The organism is Caballeronia sp. A2-2, from assembly GCF_057612605.2.
Genome location: NZ_CM172587.1, coordinates 2,256,028 through 2,274,999 on the forward strand (window position 1 = coordinate 2,256,028; position 18,972 = coordinate 2,274,999).

Below are 18,972 nucleotides of genomic sequence, written 5' to 3' on the forward strand. Positions count from 1 at the left end.
CAAATGGTCGCGCTGAGGCAGCCCCGGGCGCATGGTCGTCCAACAGACTCATTTTCAGGATGAAAGTCCGCGCTGGACGCGCGCGGCGTGCACCGCGCATCAACCTGCGGACGGCCGCGCGGTCCGATTTCGAGACGCATCCGGGTTATAATCGCGGTCTTCCTTTCGCCTCACGCCGCTTTTGCCTGCCCGGCGCATCGGGCCTGCATCGAGTCGGCACACAGACGTCTTCGACGCAACCGTCAATGGCCCACTTCTCGTGTTTCCCCGGCGCTTCGGCCCTCTCCGATTTCCGTCAAACCCGTCTGCTCGAAACGCTCGCCCGCATCGATGCCAACATCGTCGGCGTGCGCGGCCAGTTTCTGCACTTCGTCGCATCGGCCGAGCCGCTTTCCGATGAAGACACCAGCCGCATTCACGCGCTCATGCATTACGGCGCGCCGTTCGAAGCGCCGGAAGGGCGCGGTCACATCGAAACGTTCATGGTTGTGCCGCGCTTTGGCACCGTGTCGCCGTGGGCGAGCAAGGCGACGGACATCGCGCATCACTGCGGGCTGGCGAGCGTGCGGCGCATCGAGCGCGGCGTGGAGTATTCGGTCGTCATGAAAAGCGGGTTTCTCGGCGGCAAGAAGGCGCTGTCGGACGAGGCGCGCGCCGCGGTCGCCGCCGCGTTGCACGATCGCATGACGGAGAACGTGGCGGCATCGCGCGATCAGGCCTTGCATCTCTTCGATGAACTGCCCGCCAAACCGTTGCAGACGGTGGATATCATCGGCGCAGGACGCGCGGCGCTGGATGCCGCCAACGCGGAACTCGGCCTCGCGCTCGCGGAAGACGAAATCGTCTATCTGGTCGATGCCTTCCGCACGCTCGAACGCAATCCCACCGACGTCGAACTCATGATGTTCGCGCAGGCCAACAGCGAACATTGCCGCCACAAGATTTTCAACGGCGAGTGGACCATCGATGGCGAGAAGCAGGACATCTCGCTGTTCCAGATGATCCGCAACACGGAAAAGCTGAACCACGAAGGCACCATCGTCGCGTATTCGGACAACTCGGCGATCATGCAGGGCGGCATGGCCGAACGCTGGTTCCCGCGCGGCGCGGACGAGCACTACCAGCGGCACACCGAAATGACGCACACGCTCATGAAGGTCGAGACGCACAACCATCCGACCGCCATTTCTCCGTTCGCGGGCGCGGCTACGGGCTCCGGCGGCGAAATCCGCGACGAAGGCGCGACGGGCCGTGGCGCGCGTCCGAAGGCGGGTCTCGCGGGCTTCACGGTATCGAACCTCGATTTGCCGGATGCGCGCCAGAAGTGGGAAAACGACCGCGACAGCGCGGTGCCGTCTGCGTCCCGCAATCCCGGCGATCAGCACGCACCGTATGGACGGCCGGACCGCATCGCGTCGCCGTTGCAAATCATGATCGACGGGCCGATCGGCGCGGCGGCGTTCAACAACGAATTCGGGCGGCCGAACCTCGGCGGCTATTTCCGCACGTACGAGCAGAACGTCGGCGGGCGCGTGCGCGGCTATCACAAGCCGATCATGATCGCGGGCGGCATCGGCAATATTTCGGATCAGCACACGCACAAGAACGATCTGCCTGCGGGCACGTTGCTGATTCAGATCGGCGGGCCGGGCATGCGCATCGGCATGGGCGGCGGCGCGGCCTCGTCGATGGCAACGGGCGCGAACACTGCCGAACTCGATTTCGATTCCGTCCAGCGCGGCAATCCGGAAATCCAGCGGCGCGCGCAGGAAGTCATCAACACGTGCTGGCAGATGGGCGAGCACAACCCCATTCTGTCCATTCATGATGTCGGCGCGGGCGGTATCTCGAACGCGTTCCCGGAACTCGTCGATGGCGCGGGCAAAGGTGCGCGCTTCGAACTGCGCAAGGTTCAGCTCGAAGAAACCGGCCTCTCGCCGCGCGAAATCTGGTCGAACGAAGCGCAAGAGCGTTATGTGCTCGCCATCGCGCCGGAAGAACTGCCTGTGTTTCAGGCCATCTGCGAACGCGAACGTTGCCCGATGGCCGTGATCGGCGTGGCGACCGAAGCGCGCCAACTGAAGCTCATCGACGATGCCAACGAAGGTCAGGAACCCGTCGATATGCCGATGGACGTGCTGCTCGGCAAGCCACCGAAGATGCATCGCGATGTGAAGCGGGAAAGCGTGACGTTCGCGCCGGTCGATGTGACGGGGTTGGCGCTGTCGGAAATCGCGGTGGAAGTGTTGAAGCATCCGACCGTCGCCAGCAAGTCGTTTCTCATCACCATCGGCGATCGTTCGGTGGGCGGCACGACCGCGCGCGATCAGTTCGTCGGCCCGTGGCAAGTGCCGGTCGCGGATTGCGCGATCACGACGATGGACTACGCCGGTTTTCGCGGCGAAGCCATGACGATGGCCGAGCGCACGCCGCTCGCCGTCATCGATGCCCCGGCGTCGGGCCGCATGGCGGTCGGCGAAGCGGTGACGAACATCGCGTCGGCGCCGATCGAATCGCTGAACAAGCTCAAGCTCTCCGCGAACTGGATGGCCGCGTGTGGCAGCGCAGGCGAGGACGCCGCGCTGTATGACACGGTGAAGGCCATCGGCATGGAATTGTGTCCGGCGTTGGGCATCAGCATTCCGGTTGGCAAGGATTCGCTGTCGATGCGCACCAAATGGCAGGATTCGAACGGCGCGGCCAAGGAAGTCGTGTCGCCCGTGTCGCTGATCATTTCCGCGTTCGCGCCGGTGGAAGACGTGCGCCGTCATCTCACGCCGCAACTCGTGAACGACGCGAATACCGTGCTGATTGCCATCGATCTGGGACGCGGACGCAACCGCATGGGCGGCAGCATTCTCGCGCAAGTCACGCAGCAAGTCGGCGACGCCGTGCCCGATGTGGACGACGCCGAAGACCTGAAGCGTTTCTTCGCGGCCATTCAAGCGCTGAACGCGGACGGCAAGCTGCTCGCCTATCACGACCGCTCGGATGGCGGCCTGTGGGCAACGGTTTGCGAAATGGCGTTCGCGGGGCACGTGGGTGTGTCGCTGAACGTGGACATGCTGGCGCTGGACGCCGAACACGAATCCGATTACGGCGACGCGAAGGACTGGGCGAAGCAGACCAGCGGACGCCGCGATGACCGCACGGTGCGCGCGCTGTTCACGGAGGAACTCGGAGCGGTCGTGCAGGTGCGCGCGTCCGAGCGCGACGCGGTTTTGAGCGCGTTGCGCGAGCACGGTCTGTCGGCGTGCGCGCATGTCATCGGCAAGCCGAATGCGACGGGCGTCATCGAAATCTATCGCGATGCCAAGAAAATTTTCGATGCGCCGCGCATCGATCTGCATCGCGCGTGGAGCGAAGTGAGCTGGCGCATCGCGCGGCTGCGCGACAACCCCGCCTGCGCCGACGCCGAATACGACGCCATTCTCGATGCCGCCGATCCGGGCCTCTCGCCGGTCCTGACCTTCGATCCCGCCGATGACGTGGCCGCACCGTTCATCGCGACCAACACGCGCCCGCGTGTGGCGATCTTGCGCGAACAGGGCGTCAACTCGCATCTCGAAACCGCGTATGCGTTCGACCGCGCGGGCTTCGAGGCGCACGACGTCCACATGAGCGACCTGCTCGAAGGTCGCGCGACGCTCGCAGACTTCGCGGGCGCGGTGGCGTGCGGCGGGTTCTCCTACGGCGACGTGCTCGGCGCGGGTGAGGGCTGGGCGAAAACCATCCGCTTCAACGCGAAGCTCTCGAACATGTTCGCTGCGTTCTTCGCGCGTCCCGATACGTTCGCGCTCGGTATTTGCAATGGCTGCCAGATGTTGTCGAGCCTCGCGTCGATCATCCCCGGCGCGGAGCATTGGCCGAAGTTCACGCGCAACAAATCCGAGCAGTTCGAAGCGCGGTTCTCGCTGGTCGAAGTGCAGAACTCGCCGTCGATCTTTTTCGCGGGCATGGAAGGGTCGCGCATTCCGGTGGCGGTTGCGCACGGCGAAGGGTTCGCTGACTTCTCGCAACAAGGCGATGCGGCGCAAGCGCTCGTCGCCATGCGTTTCGTCGATCATCGCGGTGAGGCGACCGAGCAGTATCCGTTCAATCCGAACGGCTCGCCGCAGGGCATCACGTCTGTCACGACGCCCGATGGACGCTTCTCCGTGCTGATGCCGCACATGGAGCGCGTGCATCGCAATGTGCAGATGAGCTGGACGCCGGACGACTGGACCACGGACGGGAGCCCTTGGCTGCGCGTGTTCCAGAATGCGCGGCGATTCCTCGGCTAAGCACGTCGTTTTCTTCTTGATGTACGGCACCCCGAGACGAAAGTCCCGGGGTGTTTTTTCATCTGGATTCCTGCCTTTGTTGCTGACAGGCATTTATCCCAAAATTACGTTTCTGAAAGTTGCAGGTATAGTTTGCGGGTTGCGGTGAGAGGGCCGCGTCGGAGGAGAAAAAATAAAAGTGTCGAACAATTACTTAGCCAAGCTAATCTTTTGCTTACTAGCAGCTTTTGCGTGCATGATCGCTGGATGCAGTGGCGGTTCGGATTCAGGCAATGCGACTGAACTCACGCCCACCGCGCGCGTGGCCATGGTGAGCCGGAATCTCATGCTGCGCGTCGCCGTGGACGCCAACGACGCCGCGAAAACCGGAACCGATTGCGCGGGTCTCGGCGCGGACAGCGCGAGTTGCGCGCGCGGGCGTCTCATTCTAGAAAACACCGGGAGCGGGAACGTGGTGGCCGGTGGCTGGACCTTGTACATCCATAGCATTCGGCGCATTTTGAGCGTCGATCATCCGGCGTTTGCCTGGCGGCATATCACCGGCGATCTGTACGTCATCACGCCGCGCGCGGGCGCGTTCTCGCTGGCAGCGGGCGAGCGGATCGAAGTGCCGTTCGTCGGTGAATACTGGTATGACCGCTACAGCGATCTGTTGCCGCGTGCCTACGTCGTGACCGATGGCGCGCCCGCCACCGTCCTCGCGCACAACGATACCGACGACGAAACCCGTTACGTCGATGCCATTCCGCCGAGCGCGGACAATGCATCCGCGTTTGCCGCGACGCCAGTTCAAGTGGCGCGTGCGAATGCGGAAGCGGCGCTGCCGAGCGCGCAGCAGACCGCCGCGCGTGCGTTGCCTTCGGTGCTGCGGGAGACGGCGGGCGAGGGCAGTGTGCATGTCGCCGGGTTCGATCTTGCGTTGCCGAATCTGAGCGGGTCGCAGCTTGCGGCTCTTAAATCGCGCTTTGGTACGCTCGGCTTGAGCCAGGCAGGTTTGCATGTGAGCGGGCAAATCAGCGGTGCGTCACTTCCGGCGGATATCGCGTTGTCGGGCGGCTATCGGCTGAGCATCGCGGCGAACGGCGCGAACATCGATGCGTACGACGCGGCGGGCCTTTACTACGGCGTGCAAACCTTGCTTTCGCTCACGCCGGTCGGCGGCGGTGACGTGCCCATCACGACGATCGAGGATGCGCCGCGTTATACGCATCGCGGCATGCACGCGGACCTCGCGCGCAACTTCCGCCAGCCCGCCACGCTCAAGCGCCTGATCGATCAGATGAGCGCGTACAAGCTCAATCGCCTGCATCTGCATCTTTCCGATGACGAAGGGTGGCGAATCGAAATCGCAGGGCTGCCTGAACTGACTTCGGTGGGCGCAAAACGCTGTCACGATCTGACCGAAACGAAATGTCTGCTGCCGCAACTCGGTTCCGGTCCGGACAACCGCTCGGGCGGCGGCTATCTGAGCCGCGCGGATTACGTGGCGCTGGTGCGTTATGCGGCGGATCGTTTCGTCGAAGTCATTCCCGAAATCGACATGCCGGGGCACGCACGCGCCGCGGTCGTCTCGATGGAAGCGCGCTATCAACGCCTGCACGCTCAGGGCGATGAAGCCGCCGCGCGCGCCTACCGGCTGCTCGATCCCGCCGATACCTCGAACGTCACGACCGTGCAGTTCTACGACCGGCGCAGCTTCATCAATCCGTGCTCGGACAGCGCGCAGCGTTTCGTGGCGAAAGTCATCGGCGATATCGCGTCGATGCATCGTGAAGCAGGCGCACCGCTTGGCATCTGGCACTTCGGCGGCGACGAGGCAAAGAACATCCTGCTCGGCGGTGGCTTTCAGGCGCTCGACGGCACGGACCCGGCCAAAGGTCGCGTGAACCTTGCCGCGCAGGATCTGCCGTGGGCGCGTTCGCCGCAATGCGCCGCGCTCATCAAGTCAGGCAAGGTCGCGTCCGTGGAGGAACTGCCGTCCATGTTCGCGCGCGATGTCAGCAAGATCGTGCGCACCAACGGCGCCGGCACGATGGCCGCGTGGCAGGACGGCATCAAGCACGCGAGCGGGCCACAGGATTTCGCGACATCGAACGTCATGGTCACGATGTGGGACACGGTGTTCTGGGGCGCATCCGACACGGTGCGTTCGTTGAGCGCGCAGGGTTACAAGACCGTGCTCGCGCTGCCGGATTACCTGTACTTCGACTTCCCGTCTTCGTTCGATCAGCACGAGCGCGGTTATTACTGGGGCTCGCATGCCACGGACAGCTTCAAGACGTTCTCGCTCGCGCCGGACAATCTGCCGCAGAACGCCGAGCTTTTCGCTGGCCGCGATGGGCAGGCGTTCGAGGTGACGACCGGCAGCGGGCCTGCACCGCGCATCGAAGGTATTCAGGGGCAGGCGTGGGCGGAAGTCATGCGCAACGACCAGCAGTTCGAGTACATGGTGTATCCGCGCTTGCTGGCGCTTGCAGAGCGCGCATGGCATCGCGCGACATGGGAGCGGCCGTACAAGGAAGGCGAACGCTACGCACTCGGCGATACGGACAAAGTGGACAAGGCCGCGCTCGCGCAGGATTGGGCGGGGTTTGCCAGCGTGGTGCAGAACCGGGAGATGCCCAAGTTGCAGCGGGCGCAGTTGGTGGTGCGGGCGGGGGTTGCGGTTCGTTGACGGCTTGCCGTTTGTGTCGTGGAAAGGGCTTCTCTTGGTTGTGCTGTTTATTCAGTAGCCGCCTCCCCGGCGGGGGGGTAACTTTCTTTGCTGCTGCAAAGAAAGTCACCAAAGAAAGCAGCTTTTTACCCCATGCACGATGGCTGGAGAGGGTTGGTCCGGATTAACAGATACAGTGGCCGCAATAGGACTTGCCACGCATAACAAGCCGCTTAGGCAACCTCGCGATTGCGGGCTCGAATCTTCTTGGTTCTGTGGTCCGCATTCATTCATTCGGCCATGCGCTGCGCGCGCCGAGAACTTGGGAACGGAATCCCGCAGCCTATAAGCGCCCAGCCACCTCACGCTTCCCCGCAAGATTGCTATTCGGCCCTACCTTGGTTAGTGCTCCGACTAAAAGGTGACTTGCGTTGGTGTGCATGCTTTGCCCGGACGCACTTACCAAGGTTGGGCCCAATGGGAGAGGTGCGATGCGGTGTGATGTGGCTGGGCACTCATACGCTGCGGGATTCCGTTCTTACGTTCTCGGCGCGCGCAGCGCATGGCCGAATGAATGAATGCGGACCACTAACACCAAAGGATTCGAGCGCGTAATCGTTAGGTTGCCCACCCGCTTAACCGAACGTAGGACGTCCTAACGCGGCCACTGTATCGTTAATCCAGACCAACCCTCTCCAGCCAGCGTGCATGGGGGTAAAAGCTGCTTTCTTTGGTGACTTTCTTTGCAGCAGTGTATAGACCGGAGACATGGTTGACAGATGTACGAGGACATCGTTGACAGTTTTATGGTCAGGCTTTTGGGTCCCTCAGGTCAAGTGTCAGTATCCGATGATGGGCAAACCAGAAGTCGAATACCCCGTCTTCACCGGGCTTTGCACGAGCCGCAACCGGCAGCCCATAAAGCGCGTTGGATAGCTTGATGCGTCGTCCTTCGAAGTCCACGCGCCCACCCGATCTGACCTTCATCACCACGTCGTCCGGGCTGTACTCGATCTCCGGCAGGATGGAGGGATACGCGCGCGGGCTTGCCCGATAGCGGCTCTCGGGGGTGGCCATGCCGATTGCCTCGTGCGGCCGCTCGCAGTTATAGACGATGCGCCAGCGCTCAAACACCGTCTGCACGCGCTCTAGGTTCTCATAGCATCGCCCGTTCAGGACTTCGGCCTTCAGAGTGCGGTGAAACCGTTCCTCCTTGCCATTGGTCTGCGGGTGATAGGGCCGGCTGTAGCTGATGCCGATGTCCAGCCGGATCAGCCACACCGCCAGTTCAGTAAGTTGCCCCGGACTGCTGGGCGAGCCCCACGGCGCACCATTGTCGGTGTTGATGCGCGCAGGCAAGCCGTATCGTGCGAACGCCTCGCGCAGCCCCGTCTGCACGGCTGCGGTGTCGGTCGGGCCACAGGCGCGCAGCAGAATATTGAAGCGCGAATGGTCATCGAGCACGGTCAGCGGACTGCAGCGCTGCTTGTCCAGCGTCTCGAAGTGTCCCTTGAAATCCATCTGCCAGAGGGCGTTGGGCTGCGCGTGCTCAAAGCGCTTCCAGGGCTCGCTCCTCGCGGACTCGGCTGGCAGGATGAGTTGGTGCCGATGCAGGATCGAGGTCACGGTGCTGGGGTGCGGCACCCCTTCAAAGCCGAGATCCTGAAGGCGTCGGCTGATTTTGCGTCCGCCCCAGCACGGATGGGCCAGACGCAGTCGTACCACTTCCTGCTCGATGGCCTCAGTGCTCTTCGAAGGACTGCTGGCGGGACGGCGCGAGCGATCGGCCAGTGCCTGCTCACCCCGCTTGAGCCATTTGTAGCCGGTCTGCCGGCTGATGTTGAAGCGCTCGCACAACTCCGTCATTGTGAGGGTGTGTTGAGTGGCCAAATGAACGAATTCTTGTCGCAGGCTCATCGTGTCTTTTGTGTTCCAAGTCATGGTCGGCACCGGGGTTTCAGTACCCGAAAGTGTCAACCATGTCCTCGTACGTTTGTCAGCGATGTCTCCCGTCTATACACAGCAGCAAAGAAAGTTACCCCCCCGCCGGGGAGGCGGCTACTGCAATAAAAGCCCAAACAACAGCAGCCCCTTGCACAACAGAACAACAGAACAACAACAATCAACACGGCAACGAACGAAGAAAACTGTCTACCAGCTCAAGTACTGCTGCCTACACTCGACAGGCGCTGGAAACGACAAAGCCGCCCAAAGGCGGCTCTGTCGTACATCGCAGTGTCAAAGAAGAAAAAGCGTTACTTCACCACCGCCTTCTTCCGCAACGATTCTTCAAACCCCTGCAGCTTTTCCTGCTGCATCTGCTGCGCGATCTGCGCCTTGACCTGATCGAACGGCGGCGGGGCGACATCGCGCGAATCGTCCAGACGGATGATGTGCCAGCCGAACTGCGTCTTGACCGGCTCCGGCGTGACTTCACCCTTCTTCAGCTTCGCAGCCGCCGCGCCGAATTCCGGCACGTAAGCGGAAGGCGAGGACCAGTCGAGATCGCCGCCGTTCTTGCCCGATCCCGGGTCCTTCGAATATTGCTTGGCGAGATCTTCGAAGCTCGCGCCGCCCTTGATCTTCGCGATCAGGTCCTTCGCCTGCTGTTCGTTGTCCACCAGAATGTGATGCAGATGCAGTTCCTTGCCGCCACTCGCATTCTGTTTGACCAGTTCGTCGTACTTGGCCTTGACTTCGGCATCGCTCGGCGTGTTCTTCTTGGCGAAATCTTCGATCATCGCGCGCAGCACCACGGTTTGCTGCGCCACGGCGATCTGCTGCTTCACGTCCGGACGCGTCGGGATGCCTTCGCGCGCGGCTTCCTGCATCAGCACTTCGCGATTGATGAGTTCCTCGCGCACGGCCTGTTGCAACTGCGGCGAGTCCTGCTGACCCTGCTGGACCAGTTGCTTGACGAGTGCATCGGCGCGCGCCGTGGGAATCGGCGTGCCATTGACCACGGCAATGTTCTGCGCAAACGCGGGAGCCGCCGCGAATGCAGCGAGCAACACCCAGACACGGGTTTTATTCAAAGTCATCGGAGGTTCCTAACTGAGCAAACTGACGCCTGCAAAAGGCGAGATTAAAAAGAGGACATGCGAAAGAGTCTGAAGCGCAGCGTATCTCAGCGTATCTATTGGAATAGTTCTGCGAACTCTTGAGGCGTATAGGCCTTGATGGCCAATGCATGCACGCCATGCCGCATTTCCTCGGCCAGCGCATCATACACGAGCCGGTGACGCGCCACGCGCGGCTTGCCAGCGAAGCCATCGGCCACGAGCGTCACCGTGTAATGGCTGCCTGACGCCGCGCCGGCATGGCCCGCGTGCGCCGCGCTGTCGTCCTCGATATGCACGGATTGCGGAGCAAGCGCCGCGTTCAGCCGCGCTTCGAGATGCGCGATCTTCTCCTGCGCGCTGGCCTTCATGAAGTCGAAAGACGCGTTCATTGACCATCCTCCTTCATGTGTTTCGCGAGCCAGAAACTTTGCGCGACGATAAACAGCACGAGACAACCCGTCGCCCCGAACAGCTTGAAGTTGACCCACTGATCCGTCGTGTAGTTATACGCGACGAACAGATTGACGATGCCAAGAATCGCGAAGAACACCGCCCATGCGACATTCAACTGTCCCCACACGCGATGCGGCAACACGATCTGCTTGCCCATCATCGCTTCGATGAGGTTCTTGCCAAACGCGAGCTGCGAGACGATCAGCGCGACCGCAAACAGCCAGTAGAGCGCGGTCGGCTTCCATTTGATGAACGTATCGTTATGCAGCACGAGCGTCGCGCCGCCGAACACCACGACCACGCCGAGACTGACCCACAGCATCGGATCGACCTTGCGGTGACGGAAGGCGACCCACGCGATCTGCACGAGCGTCGCGGCAATCGCGACGCCGGTCGCCGTGTAAATGCCCCACACCTTGAAAGCGACAAAAAACAGGATGATCGGAAACAGATCGAACAGAAATTTCATGAGCGTGCGGAAAGGTTGGCGACGGGTAGCCGGATGACTGCGGAATGCGTGCGGCGCGTGAAAGAACGCCCGCGGCGCGGCGGGCGTTAATTGAAGCTATTGGGGCGACTGGCCCCGGCTCGCGCTTACTTGGGTTCGAATTGTAGCGCAGCCGAGTTAATGCAATACCGCAAGCCGGTCGGCGCGGGTCCGTCCTCGAACACGTGGCCCAGATGCGCGCCGCAGTTCTTGCACAGCACTTCGATGCGCAGCATGCCGTGCGTGCGGTCGGTCTTTTCCTGCACGACTTCGCCGTTGATCGGCTTGAAATAGCTCGGCCAGCCGCAACCGGCGTCGAACTTCGTGTCCGATTCGAACAGCGGCGTGCCGCAACACACGCAATCGTAGATGCCGCGTTCGGTGTGATCCCAGTATTTGCCGGTGAACGGACGTTCGGTCATGGCGTGGCGCGTGACCTGATACTGCATGTCGTCCAGTTCGTTGCGGTAGGTGGCGTCGTCTTTTTTCAGCGGATAGTGCGTGGTGTCGTCTTGGCTCATGTCTTTCCTTGTCTTTCCTTGTTTGACCGGGAAGGCCTCGTATTTGGGGACGATCCTACGAAGAACAACTCACTTCGAGGTCGCTCGCCCAGTCGGGCGGAAGGCCTGCGTAGGCATCGTGTTCAGGCTGTTCGTCATAAGGATGGCGCAACACATCCAAAAGCCGCGCCACTTCCGAGAAGTCCTTGCCGTTCGCCGCGCGAATGGCCTTTTCTGCCAGATGATTGCGCAGCACGTACTTCGGATTCACGCGATTCATGGCCTTGGCGCGGGCGGCATCGTCGCGTGATTCGTGGCTCAGGCGTTCGCGATAGCTCACGGCCCACGCGTCGAATGCGGCGCGGTCGAGAAAGAGGTCGCGCACGGGGGCATCGCCGCTGGCGTCGGATTTCGAGAGCTTCGCCAGGTTGCGGAACGTCAGCGTGAAGTCCGCACGGTTCGCATGCATGACTTCGAACAGCGCGTTGGCGAGTTTGTCGTCGCCTTCGCGCGCGGTTTCGAGGCCGAGTTTCGCGCGCATTTTCGCTTCCAGTGCGGGGCCGAAGTACGTCTTGTAGCGCTCCATCACGCCTTGCGCTTCCTGCACCACGCGTTCCTCGCGGCCTTCTTCGGGCAGATTCGCGCCGAACAAGGGCAGCAACGCCTGCGCCAGACAAAACAGGTTCCAGTAGCCGACCTGCGGCTGACGGCTATACGAATAGCGGCCCTGCGTATCCGAGTGATTGCAGATGTGATGCGCGTCGAAGCCATCCATGAAGCCGAACGGGCCGTAATCGATCGTGAGACCGAGGATCGACATGTTGTCCGTGTTCATCACGCCGTGACAGAAGCCGACGCCTTGCCATTCGACCATCAACGCGGCGGTGCGCCGCACGGCTTCGTCCAGCAGCGCGAGATACGGGTCGTCAGCTTCGCGGCAGCGTGGATAGAACCGGTCGATGACGTGATCCGCCAATATCTTCAGTTCCCCGATGCGATCGTTCGAGTAGAAATGCTCGAAATGCCCGAAGCGCACGAAACTGGGCGCGACACGCGTGACGATCGCCGCCGACTCGATACTTTCACGATGCACCGGCAAATCCGAGCCGATGATCGCCATGGCGCGCGTGGTCGGAATGCCGAGATGGTGCATCGCTTCCGAACACAGGAACTCGCGGATCGACGAGCGCAGCACCGCGCGGCCATCGCCCATGCGCGAATAGGGCGTGCGGCCTGCGCCTTTCAGTTGCACTTCGAGTCGCGCGCCGTCGTGCGAACTTTCGCCGAGCGTGAGCGCGCGGCCATCGCCCAATTGACCCGCCCACACGCCGAACTGATGCCCCGAATACACGGCGGCGTAAGGCAGCGTGCCGGTCGGCCAGTCGCGCGTGGGATTGCCGGCGAAATAGGCGGCGAAGGCATCGCGCTCGTCGCCGTGGGCGAGCGAGGCATCGAAACCGAGCGATTGCGCGACTTCGGCGGAAATCGCGACGAGATACGGGTCCGGCACCGGTGCGGCGGGCAAGCGCGTGAGAAACGCGTTACCGAGCGCGGCGAAGGAGCCGGGCTGCGCGACCTGAATGGCGGCGGCGAGCGTGTCCATCGAAAGCGGATCGTCGTGCGCGGCGGGTTCGTCGTGCACGGCACTGCTTGGGGAAAACGACATGTTGAGCGCCTTTGGGTTAAACGATATTGTAAATCCGCGCTCGCGGACCTGCAGGAGCCCGTCCGGTGGTGCTTCGCCGCGCATCCGACCTAAGACGAGGACTTGGCTTATGACGTCGCCGCTATACGGCCAGATGATGGAAGTACCGCTGCTCGCGTCGTCCCTGTTGTCTCATGCATCGCGCCACTTCGGCGACACGGAGATCGTGTCGAAGCGGATCGAAGGCGATATCCATCGTTATACGTACCGTGATTGCGAGCAGCGCGCCAAACAGCTTGCGCAGGCGCTGATCGCGCTGGGCGTGGAGGCGGGCGAGCGCGTCGGCACGCTCGCGTGGAATGGCTACCGGCATCTGGAGTGCTATTACGGCATCGCCGGCATGGGCGCGGTGTGCCATACGATCAACCCGCGGCTGTTTCCGGATCAGGTGGCGTTCATCATCGATCACGCGGACGATTCGTACGTCTTCTTCGACATGACGTTCGCGCCGCTCGTCGAGATGATCGCGCCGCAATGTCCGAACGTGAAAGGGTGGATCGCGTTGGGCGAGGCGTCGTGTATCGCGGAGCATCTTTCCGATCTGAGCGTGCCGCTGCAGAGCTACGAGACTTTGATCGGCGCGTATGACGGCGATTTCGAATGGCCGTTGCTAGACGAGCAACAGGCGTCGTTTCTTTGCTATACGTCGGGCACGACGGGCAATCCGAAGGGCGCGCTGTATTCGCATCGTTCGACGGTGCTGCACGCGTACATGGCTGCGTTGCCGGATGCGATGGGCGCATCATCGAGCGATGCCATCCTTCCCGTCGTGCCGATGTTCCATGTCAACGCGTGGGGCATTCCGCACGCGGGGCCATTGGTCGGCGCGAAACTCGTGCTGCCCGGCAAGGATCTGGATGGCAAGTCGCTCTACGAATTGATGGAAGCCGAAGGCGTCACGTTTTCTGCGGGCGTGCCGACTGTCTGGCTCGGCCTGCTCGCCTACATGAAGCAAGCGGACGTACGGTTTTCGACGCTCAAGCGCACGGTGATCGGCGGTTCCGCGTGTCCGCCCGCGATGCTGCGCACCTTCGAGGACGATTACGGCGTGGACGTGATTCACGCGTGGGGCATGACGGAAATGTCGCCGCTCGGCACGCTTGCGCGGTTGAGTCATCGGCAAAAGCAGCGTCCGGCGGAAGACCAACGGCGTTCGCGCGAAAAACAAGGTCACACGATGTTCGGCGTCGATATGAAAGTGGTCGGCGACGACGGGCACGAATTGCCGTGGGATGGCAAGTCGTTCGGCGATCTGCACGTGCGCGGGCCGTGTGTCATCGACCGTTATTTCCGGCGCGATGATTCGCCGCTGATCGACGGCTGGTTCCCGACAGGAGACGTGGCGACCATCGACGCGGACGGCTTCATGCATATCACCGACCGCAGCAAGGACGTCATCAAATCGGGCGGCGAGTGGATCAGTTCGATCGACCTGGAGAATATCGCGGTGTCGCATCCGCAGGTGGCGGAGGCGGCGTGTATTGCGTGCGCGCATCCCAAGTGGACGGAGCGGCCGATGATCGTCGCCGTGCTCAAGCCGAACGCGACAATCACGCGCGAGGAACTGCTGGCGCACTTCGGAGGCAAGGTCGCGAAGTGGTGGATTCCTGATGATGTCGTGTTCGCGGATGAGCTTCCGCATACGGCGACGGGGAAGTTGCAGAAGGTGAGGTTGCGGGCGTTATATCGCGATCATGTGTTGCCGAGTGGGGTGGAGAGTGACGCTTGAAGGTTGTCGCGCCCCGATCGCCGGGGCGCGATGATCGATCAAAAGCGGCGCGTGCGATGTCGCTTCGCAACGCGATGTGCTTTGTCCGCCATGAGTACATCACCCGGCCGAACCACTGCCATTGCGTCTTGCCGCAGATCGACCGACAAGCTGAACTTTCCATTCTGCTGAGGCAACCGCGAACCCAGCGCAACGCCCGAAACACGTAGCGGGAAATGTTCGCCGTGATGCACCAGTTCCACGCAGGAACCTTCGCTTACATACCCGTCAAGAAGTCTCCCATCCAGCACTCCAATTCCTTGGCGAGGGAATCGATCCACGCGTTCGATTTCAAACGTAAAGGCCACGGTATTCCTCCTAAATCCTTTCTGAGTTTATACGAGTACGATGCCAGGCGTTGCCGGTTCTCAAGCCGCTCACGCAGCGGAATTCGCCAGCGATTTTCTCGCGTGACGAGCACACGCCCGGCGACCCATTCCATGATGATCGAAGCCGTCGCCATGCCGTAAAGCGCTGCTGCATATTCGTGCAGGCCCCAGCGAAACTGAAGGGCATGCAGCAGTTCTTCGCATAGCGTCGAGCGACTCGGATTTGCGCCGAGAAAGACGAGTCGCGCCGAAAATGCGCAGCCTTTCGCGCCGCTTCTGCGCAGGAATCGATATCCATCGCGATCCTGCACGATTACAGCCTTTCCGAAAAGGCGGTTTTTCCGAATATGTCGTTCGAGTTGGCGACGAGCGCGTTGGATGACGCGAGGACTGACCGGGCGGCCATTTGATACCTGAGTTCTTTGCAACATCCACTGACCGGCGAGCGAGAGGGTAGTTCATGTCCGCATCCTTTATTTCGATGATTAGGAATCCGGTATTAATGAGAATCCGTCGCGACGAAGTTCTCGTCGATACCGTAGTGGTACATCGCTCGCTCCACTAGTCATCCGAACGGCTAATTGAATGCCCGTTCTCCTTTGTGTATCCTGACCCATTCCCCCACAATCACTACCATCGACGACGCCCAAGCGCGTCCGCACAGGAGACACCGACATGGCAGTGAACTACACCCTCCGCGATAACGTCGCCGTCATCACGCTGGACAATCCACCGGTAAACGGGCTCGGGCATTCGACGCGGCTCGGTATCGTCGAGGGCGTACAGCGCGCTAACGCAGATTCGAACGTTGTGGCCATCGTCATCATCGGGGCGGGTAAGGCGTTTTCGGGTGGCGCGGACATCACCGAATTCAACACGCCGAAAGCCACGCAGGAGCCATCGCTGCTCACGGTCATCGATGCTGTGGAAAACAGCCCGAAGCCGGTCGTCGCCGCGATCCACGCCATCGCGATGGGCGGCGGGCTCGAACTCGCGCTCGGTGCGCATTACCGCGTGGCATCGCCCGGTGCGCAGATCGCGCTGCCGGAAGTGAAGCTCGGGTTGCTGCCGGGCGCGGGCGGCACGCAACGCTTGCCGCGCGTGGTCGGCCTGGAAACGGCGCTCGACATGATCGTGTCGGGCACGCCGGTGCGCTCGGAACAACTCGCACAAACCGCGCTTTTCGACGAACTCGCGCAAACCGATCTGCTCGATGCCGCCATCCGCTTCGCCGCGCGCGCAGCCGAACGCGGCGGTCCGTATCCGAAGGCGCGCGATCGCAAGATCGAACATCCGAACGCGGATGGTTTCATCGAAACCGCGCGCAACAATGCAGCGGCGACGGCCAAGCATTTCCCGGCGCCGCACAAATGCATCGATGCCATCGAAAAGGGCGTGAAGGAAGGCTTCGAACGCGGCATGACGTTCGAGCGCGAATGCTTCGTCGCGCTCGTGCAAACGCCCGAAAGCCGCGCGCTGCGACACGCGTTCTTCGGCGAACGCGCGGCAAGCAAGATCGCGGATGTGCCGTCGACCACGCCCACGCGCAAGATCGAACGAATCGGCGTGATCGGTGCGGGAACGATGGGCGGCGGCATCGCGATGAACTTCGTCAACGCGGGCCTGCCAGTGACGCTGCTCGAAACGAAGCAGGACGCGCTCGACAAAGGCCTCGCCACCATCCGCCGCAATTACGATGCGCAAGTCAAAAAGGGCAAGCTCAAGCCAGAGAAGGTCGATGAACGCATGGCGCTCATCACGCCGACGCTCGCATATCAAGACCTCGGCCACGCGGATCTGATCGTCGAAGCCGTGTTCGAAGATCTCAGCGTGAAGGAACAAGTCTTCAAACAACTCGACGAAGTAGCGAAACCCGGCGCGATCCTCGCCTCCAACACCTCGACGCTCGATCTCGACAAAATCGCCGCTTTCACGAAGCGTCCGGGCGATGTCATCGGCATGCACTTTTTCAGTCCCGCGAACGTCATGAAACTGCTCGAAGTCGTGCGCGGCGAAAAGACCGAAAAGGACGTGCTTGCCACCGTCATGCAGACGGCAAAGAAGATCAAAAAGACCGCGGTCGTCTCGGGCGTGTGCGATGGCTTCATCGGCAATCGAATGATCGAGCAGTACATCAGGCAAGCGTTGTTCATGCTGGAAGAAGGCGCGCTGCCCGCGCAGATCGATCGCGCCATCGAGCAATTCGGCTTCGCGATGGGTCCGTTCCGCATGAGCGATCTGGCCGGCAACGACATCGGCTGGGCGATCAGGAAACGGCGTTATCGGGAACGGCCGGACCTGCACTATTCGCGCGTGGCCGACCGGCTGTGCGAACTCGGGCGTTTCGGCCAGAAAACCGGCGCGGGCTGGTACGACTACCAGCCAGGCCAGCGCGATGCCGCGCCGTCAACGCTCGTCGATGACATGATCGTCGCGTATTCGAAGGAGCAGGGCATCGAACGGCGCAGTATCGGCGATGAGGAAATCGTCGAGCGGCTGGTGCTGTCGCTCGTCAACGAAGGGGCGAAGATTCTGGAGGAAGGCATCGCGGCGAAAGCGTCGGATATCGACATGGTTTATCTGACGGGCTATGGTTTTCCGCTCTGGCGCGGCGGGCCGATGTTTTATGCGGACATGCTTGGCCTTCCGAATGTCGAACGCGCCATGCGTCAATATGCGTGGCAGCCTGCCGCGCGTGTGATCGAACTCGCGGCATCCAATGGCCGCTTCACAACCTGACCATGAAACCTCTGAACGATGTTTTCCTGATCGTGGACGCGCAATACGACTTCATGCCCGGCGGGGCGCTTGCCGTCGCGCAAGGCGATGAAGTCGTGCCGGTCATCAACCGTCTGGCGTGCGCGTTCTCGCATGTGGTGCTGACGCAGGACTGGCATCCGCGCTCGCATGTGTCGTTCGCGGCGAATCACGCGGGCCGGCAACCCTTCGAAACCATGACGCTGCCGTATGGCGAACAGGTTTTGTGGCCGGTGCATTGCGTGCAGGACACGCCGGGCGCGGCGCTGCATCGCGATCTTCATGTGCCGCATGCGCGGCTCGTGATCCGCAAGGGGCATCACGAGCACGTCGATAGCTACTCGGCGTTTCTCGAAGCGGACCGCGTGACGCCGACGGGTCTCGCGGGCTATTTGCGCGATGTCGGCGCGCGGCACGTCTGGATCGCCGGACTGGCGACGGATTATTGCGTCGCGTGGTCCGCGCTGGATGCGCGCGCGGCGGGCTTCGAAGTCAGCGTGATCGAAGATGCGTGCCGCGCCATTGACCTGAACGGATCGCTGGAACGCGCGTGGCGTGAGATGGAGGAGGCGGGCATTGCGCGCGTGGATTCGGCGCACGTCATGCCATTCGAAACCCGCTGACCTGCTACGCTTTCAGCTTCATTGGATATTCGATCAGGAGTCGCCGTGCTACGTCACATCGTCATGTGGAAGCTGAAGGAAAGCGCCGAGGGCGCGAGCCGCGCGGAAAACGCCGAACGCCTCAAGGCGAAGCTCGAAACTTGCCGTAGCATCGTCAAGGGTCAGGGGCATTTCGAAGTCGGCACGGCGCAACCGGGTTTCGATTGCACGTATGACGTCGTGCTCGTTTCGGATTTCGATGACAAGGCCGCGCTCGAAGCGTATCAAGTGCATCCGAAACATCAGGCATTGAAGGATTTCGTCGCCGCCGTGCGCGAAGACCGGCAATGCGTGGACTACGAAGTCTGACGGC

The 18,972-nt window shown here is 61.8% G+C and carries 14 protein-coding genes; 6 read left to right on the plus strand and 8 right to left on the minus strand.

Annotation, left to right across the window (positions count from 1 at the left end):
- The first annotated feature begins 245 nt into the window (after positions 1–245).
- The gene (gene purL / locus ACZCWR_RS10730; protein ID WP_487300740.1) at positions 246–4,283 is read left to right on the plus strand and encodes a phosphoribosylformylglycinamidine synthase; all 4,038 of its coding nucleotides are present in this window, start codon (positions 246–248) and stop codon (positions 4,281–4,283) included.
- A gap of 235 nt (positions 4,284–4,518) precedes the next feature.
- Complete coding sequence (locus ACZCWR_RS10735; protein WP_487300741.1) at positions 4,519–6,957, plus strand: family 20 glycosylhydrolase; 2,439 nt, start codon at positions 4,519–4,521, stop codon at positions 6,955–6,957.
- Positions 6,958–7,746: 789 nt separating this feature from the next.
- On the opposite strand, the gene ACZCWR_RS10740 is transcribed toward ACZCWR_RS10735, so the two are convergent.
- The 6 genes from ACZCWR_RS10740 to ACZCWR_RS10765 form a co-directional block, all read right to left on the minus strand.
- Positions 7,747–8,877 carry an IS481 family transposase gene (locus ACZCWR_RS10740; RefSeq protein WP_487300742.1) on the minus strand — a complete coding sequence of 377 codons (1,131 nt, stop codon included), beginning with the start codon at positions 8,875–8,877 and terminating at the stop codon, positions 7,747–7,749.
- Between the two features lie 314 nt (positions 8,878–9,191).
- Entirely contained in the window at positions 9,192–9,977 is a 786-nt protein-coding gene (locus tag ACZCWR_RS10745) for a peptidylprolyl isomerase (RefSeq protein WP_487300743.1), read from the minus strand.
- 95 nt (positions 9,978–10,072) lie between these two features.
- Positions 10,073–10,387, minus strand: a complete 315-nt coding sequence (locus ACZCWR_RS10750) for a BolA family protein (protein ID WP_487300744.1) — start codon at positions 10,385–10,387, stop codon at positions 10,073–10,075.
- The gene (locus ACZCWR_RS10755) at positions 10,384–10,920 is read right to left on the minus strand and encodes a septation protein A (protein ID WP_487300745.1); all 537 of its coding nucleotides are present in this window, start codon (positions 10,918–10,920) and stop codon (positions 10,384–10,386) included. Before ACZCWR_RS10755 ends, ACZCWR_RS10750 begins: the two co-directional genes overlap by 4 nt.
- 125 nt (positions 10,921–11,045) lie before the next feature.
- Positions 11,046–11,459 carry a peptide-methionine (R)-S-oxide reductase MsrB gene (msrB, locus tag ACZCWR_RS10760; protein WP_487300746.1) on the minus strand — a complete coding sequence of 138 codons (414 nt, stop codon included), beginning with the start codon at positions 11,457–11,459 and terminating at the stop codon, positions 11,046–11,048.
- 55 nt (positions 11,460–11,514) lie between these two features.
- A complete protein-coding gene (locus ACZCWR_RS10765) occupies positions 11,515–13,104 on the minus strand; it encodes a protein adenylyltransferase SelO (protein WP_487300747.1) in 1,590 nt (529 codons plus the stop codon).
- Between the two features lie 109 nt (positions 13,105–13,213).
- Between ACZCWR_RS10765 and ACZCWR_RS10770 the strand changes: the two genes are divergently transcribed.
- Positions 13,214–14,872, plus strand: a complete 1,659-nt coding sequence (locus ACZCWR_RS10770; protein ID WP_487300748.1) for a 3-(methylthio)propionyl-CoA ligase — start codon at positions 13,214–13,216, stop codon at positions 14,870–14,872.
- Positions 14,873–14,910: 38 nt separating this feature from the next.
- Here the strand turns inward: ACZCWR_RS10770 and ACZCWR_RS10775 are convergent, their stop codons facing one another.
- Together ACZCWR_RS10775 and ACZCWR_RS10780 are read right to left on the minus strand one after the other, a co-directional pair.
- Positions 14,911–15,219: a hypothetical protein gene (locus tag ACZCWR_RS10775; protein WP_487300749.1), complete on the minus strand. Its 309-nt coding sequence runs from the start codon at positions 15,217–15,219 to the stop codon at positions 14,911–14,913.
- Positions 15,129–15,551: a hypothetical protein gene (locus ACZCWR_RS10780; RefSeq protein WP_487303355.1), complete on the minus strand. Its 423-nt coding sequence runs from the start codon at positions 15,549–15,551 to the stop codon at positions 15,129–15,131. The genes ACZCWR_RS10775 and ACZCWR_RS10780 overlap by 91 nt, the downstream gene beginning before the upstream one ends.
- A gap of 364 nt (positions 15,552–15,915) precedes the next feature.
- On the opposite strand from ACZCWR_RS10780, the gene ACZCWR_RS10785 reads away from it, so the two are divergent.
- Genes ACZCWR_RS10785 through ACZCWR_RS10795 form a run of 3 tightly spaced genes read left to right on the plus strand, consistent with a single transcriptional unit; the run spans position 15,916 to position 18,968 of the window.
- Positions 15,916–17,979: a 3-hydroxyacyl-CoA dehydrogenase NAD-binding domain-containing protein gene (locus tag ACZCWR_RS10785; RefSeq protein ID WP_487300750.1), complete on the plus strand. Its 2,064-nt coding sequence runs from the start codon at positions 15,916–15,918 to the stop codon at positions 17,977–17,979.
- 2 nt (positions 17,980–17,981) lie between these two features.
- A complete protein-coding gene (pncA, locus tag ACZCWR_RS10790) occupies positions 17,982–18,620 on the plus strand; it encodes a bifunctional nicotinamidase/pyrazinamidase (protein ID WP_487300751.1) in 639 nt (212 codons plus the stop codon).
- A gap of 45 nt (positions 18,621–18,665) precedes the next feature.
- Positions 18,666–18,968: a Dabb family protein gene (locus ACZCWR_RS10795; protein WP_487300752.1), complete on the plus strand. Its 303-nt coding sequence runs from the start codon at positions 18,666–18,668 to the stop codon at positions 18,966–18,968.
- The last annotated feature ends 4 nt before the right edge of the window (positions 18,969–18,972 follow it).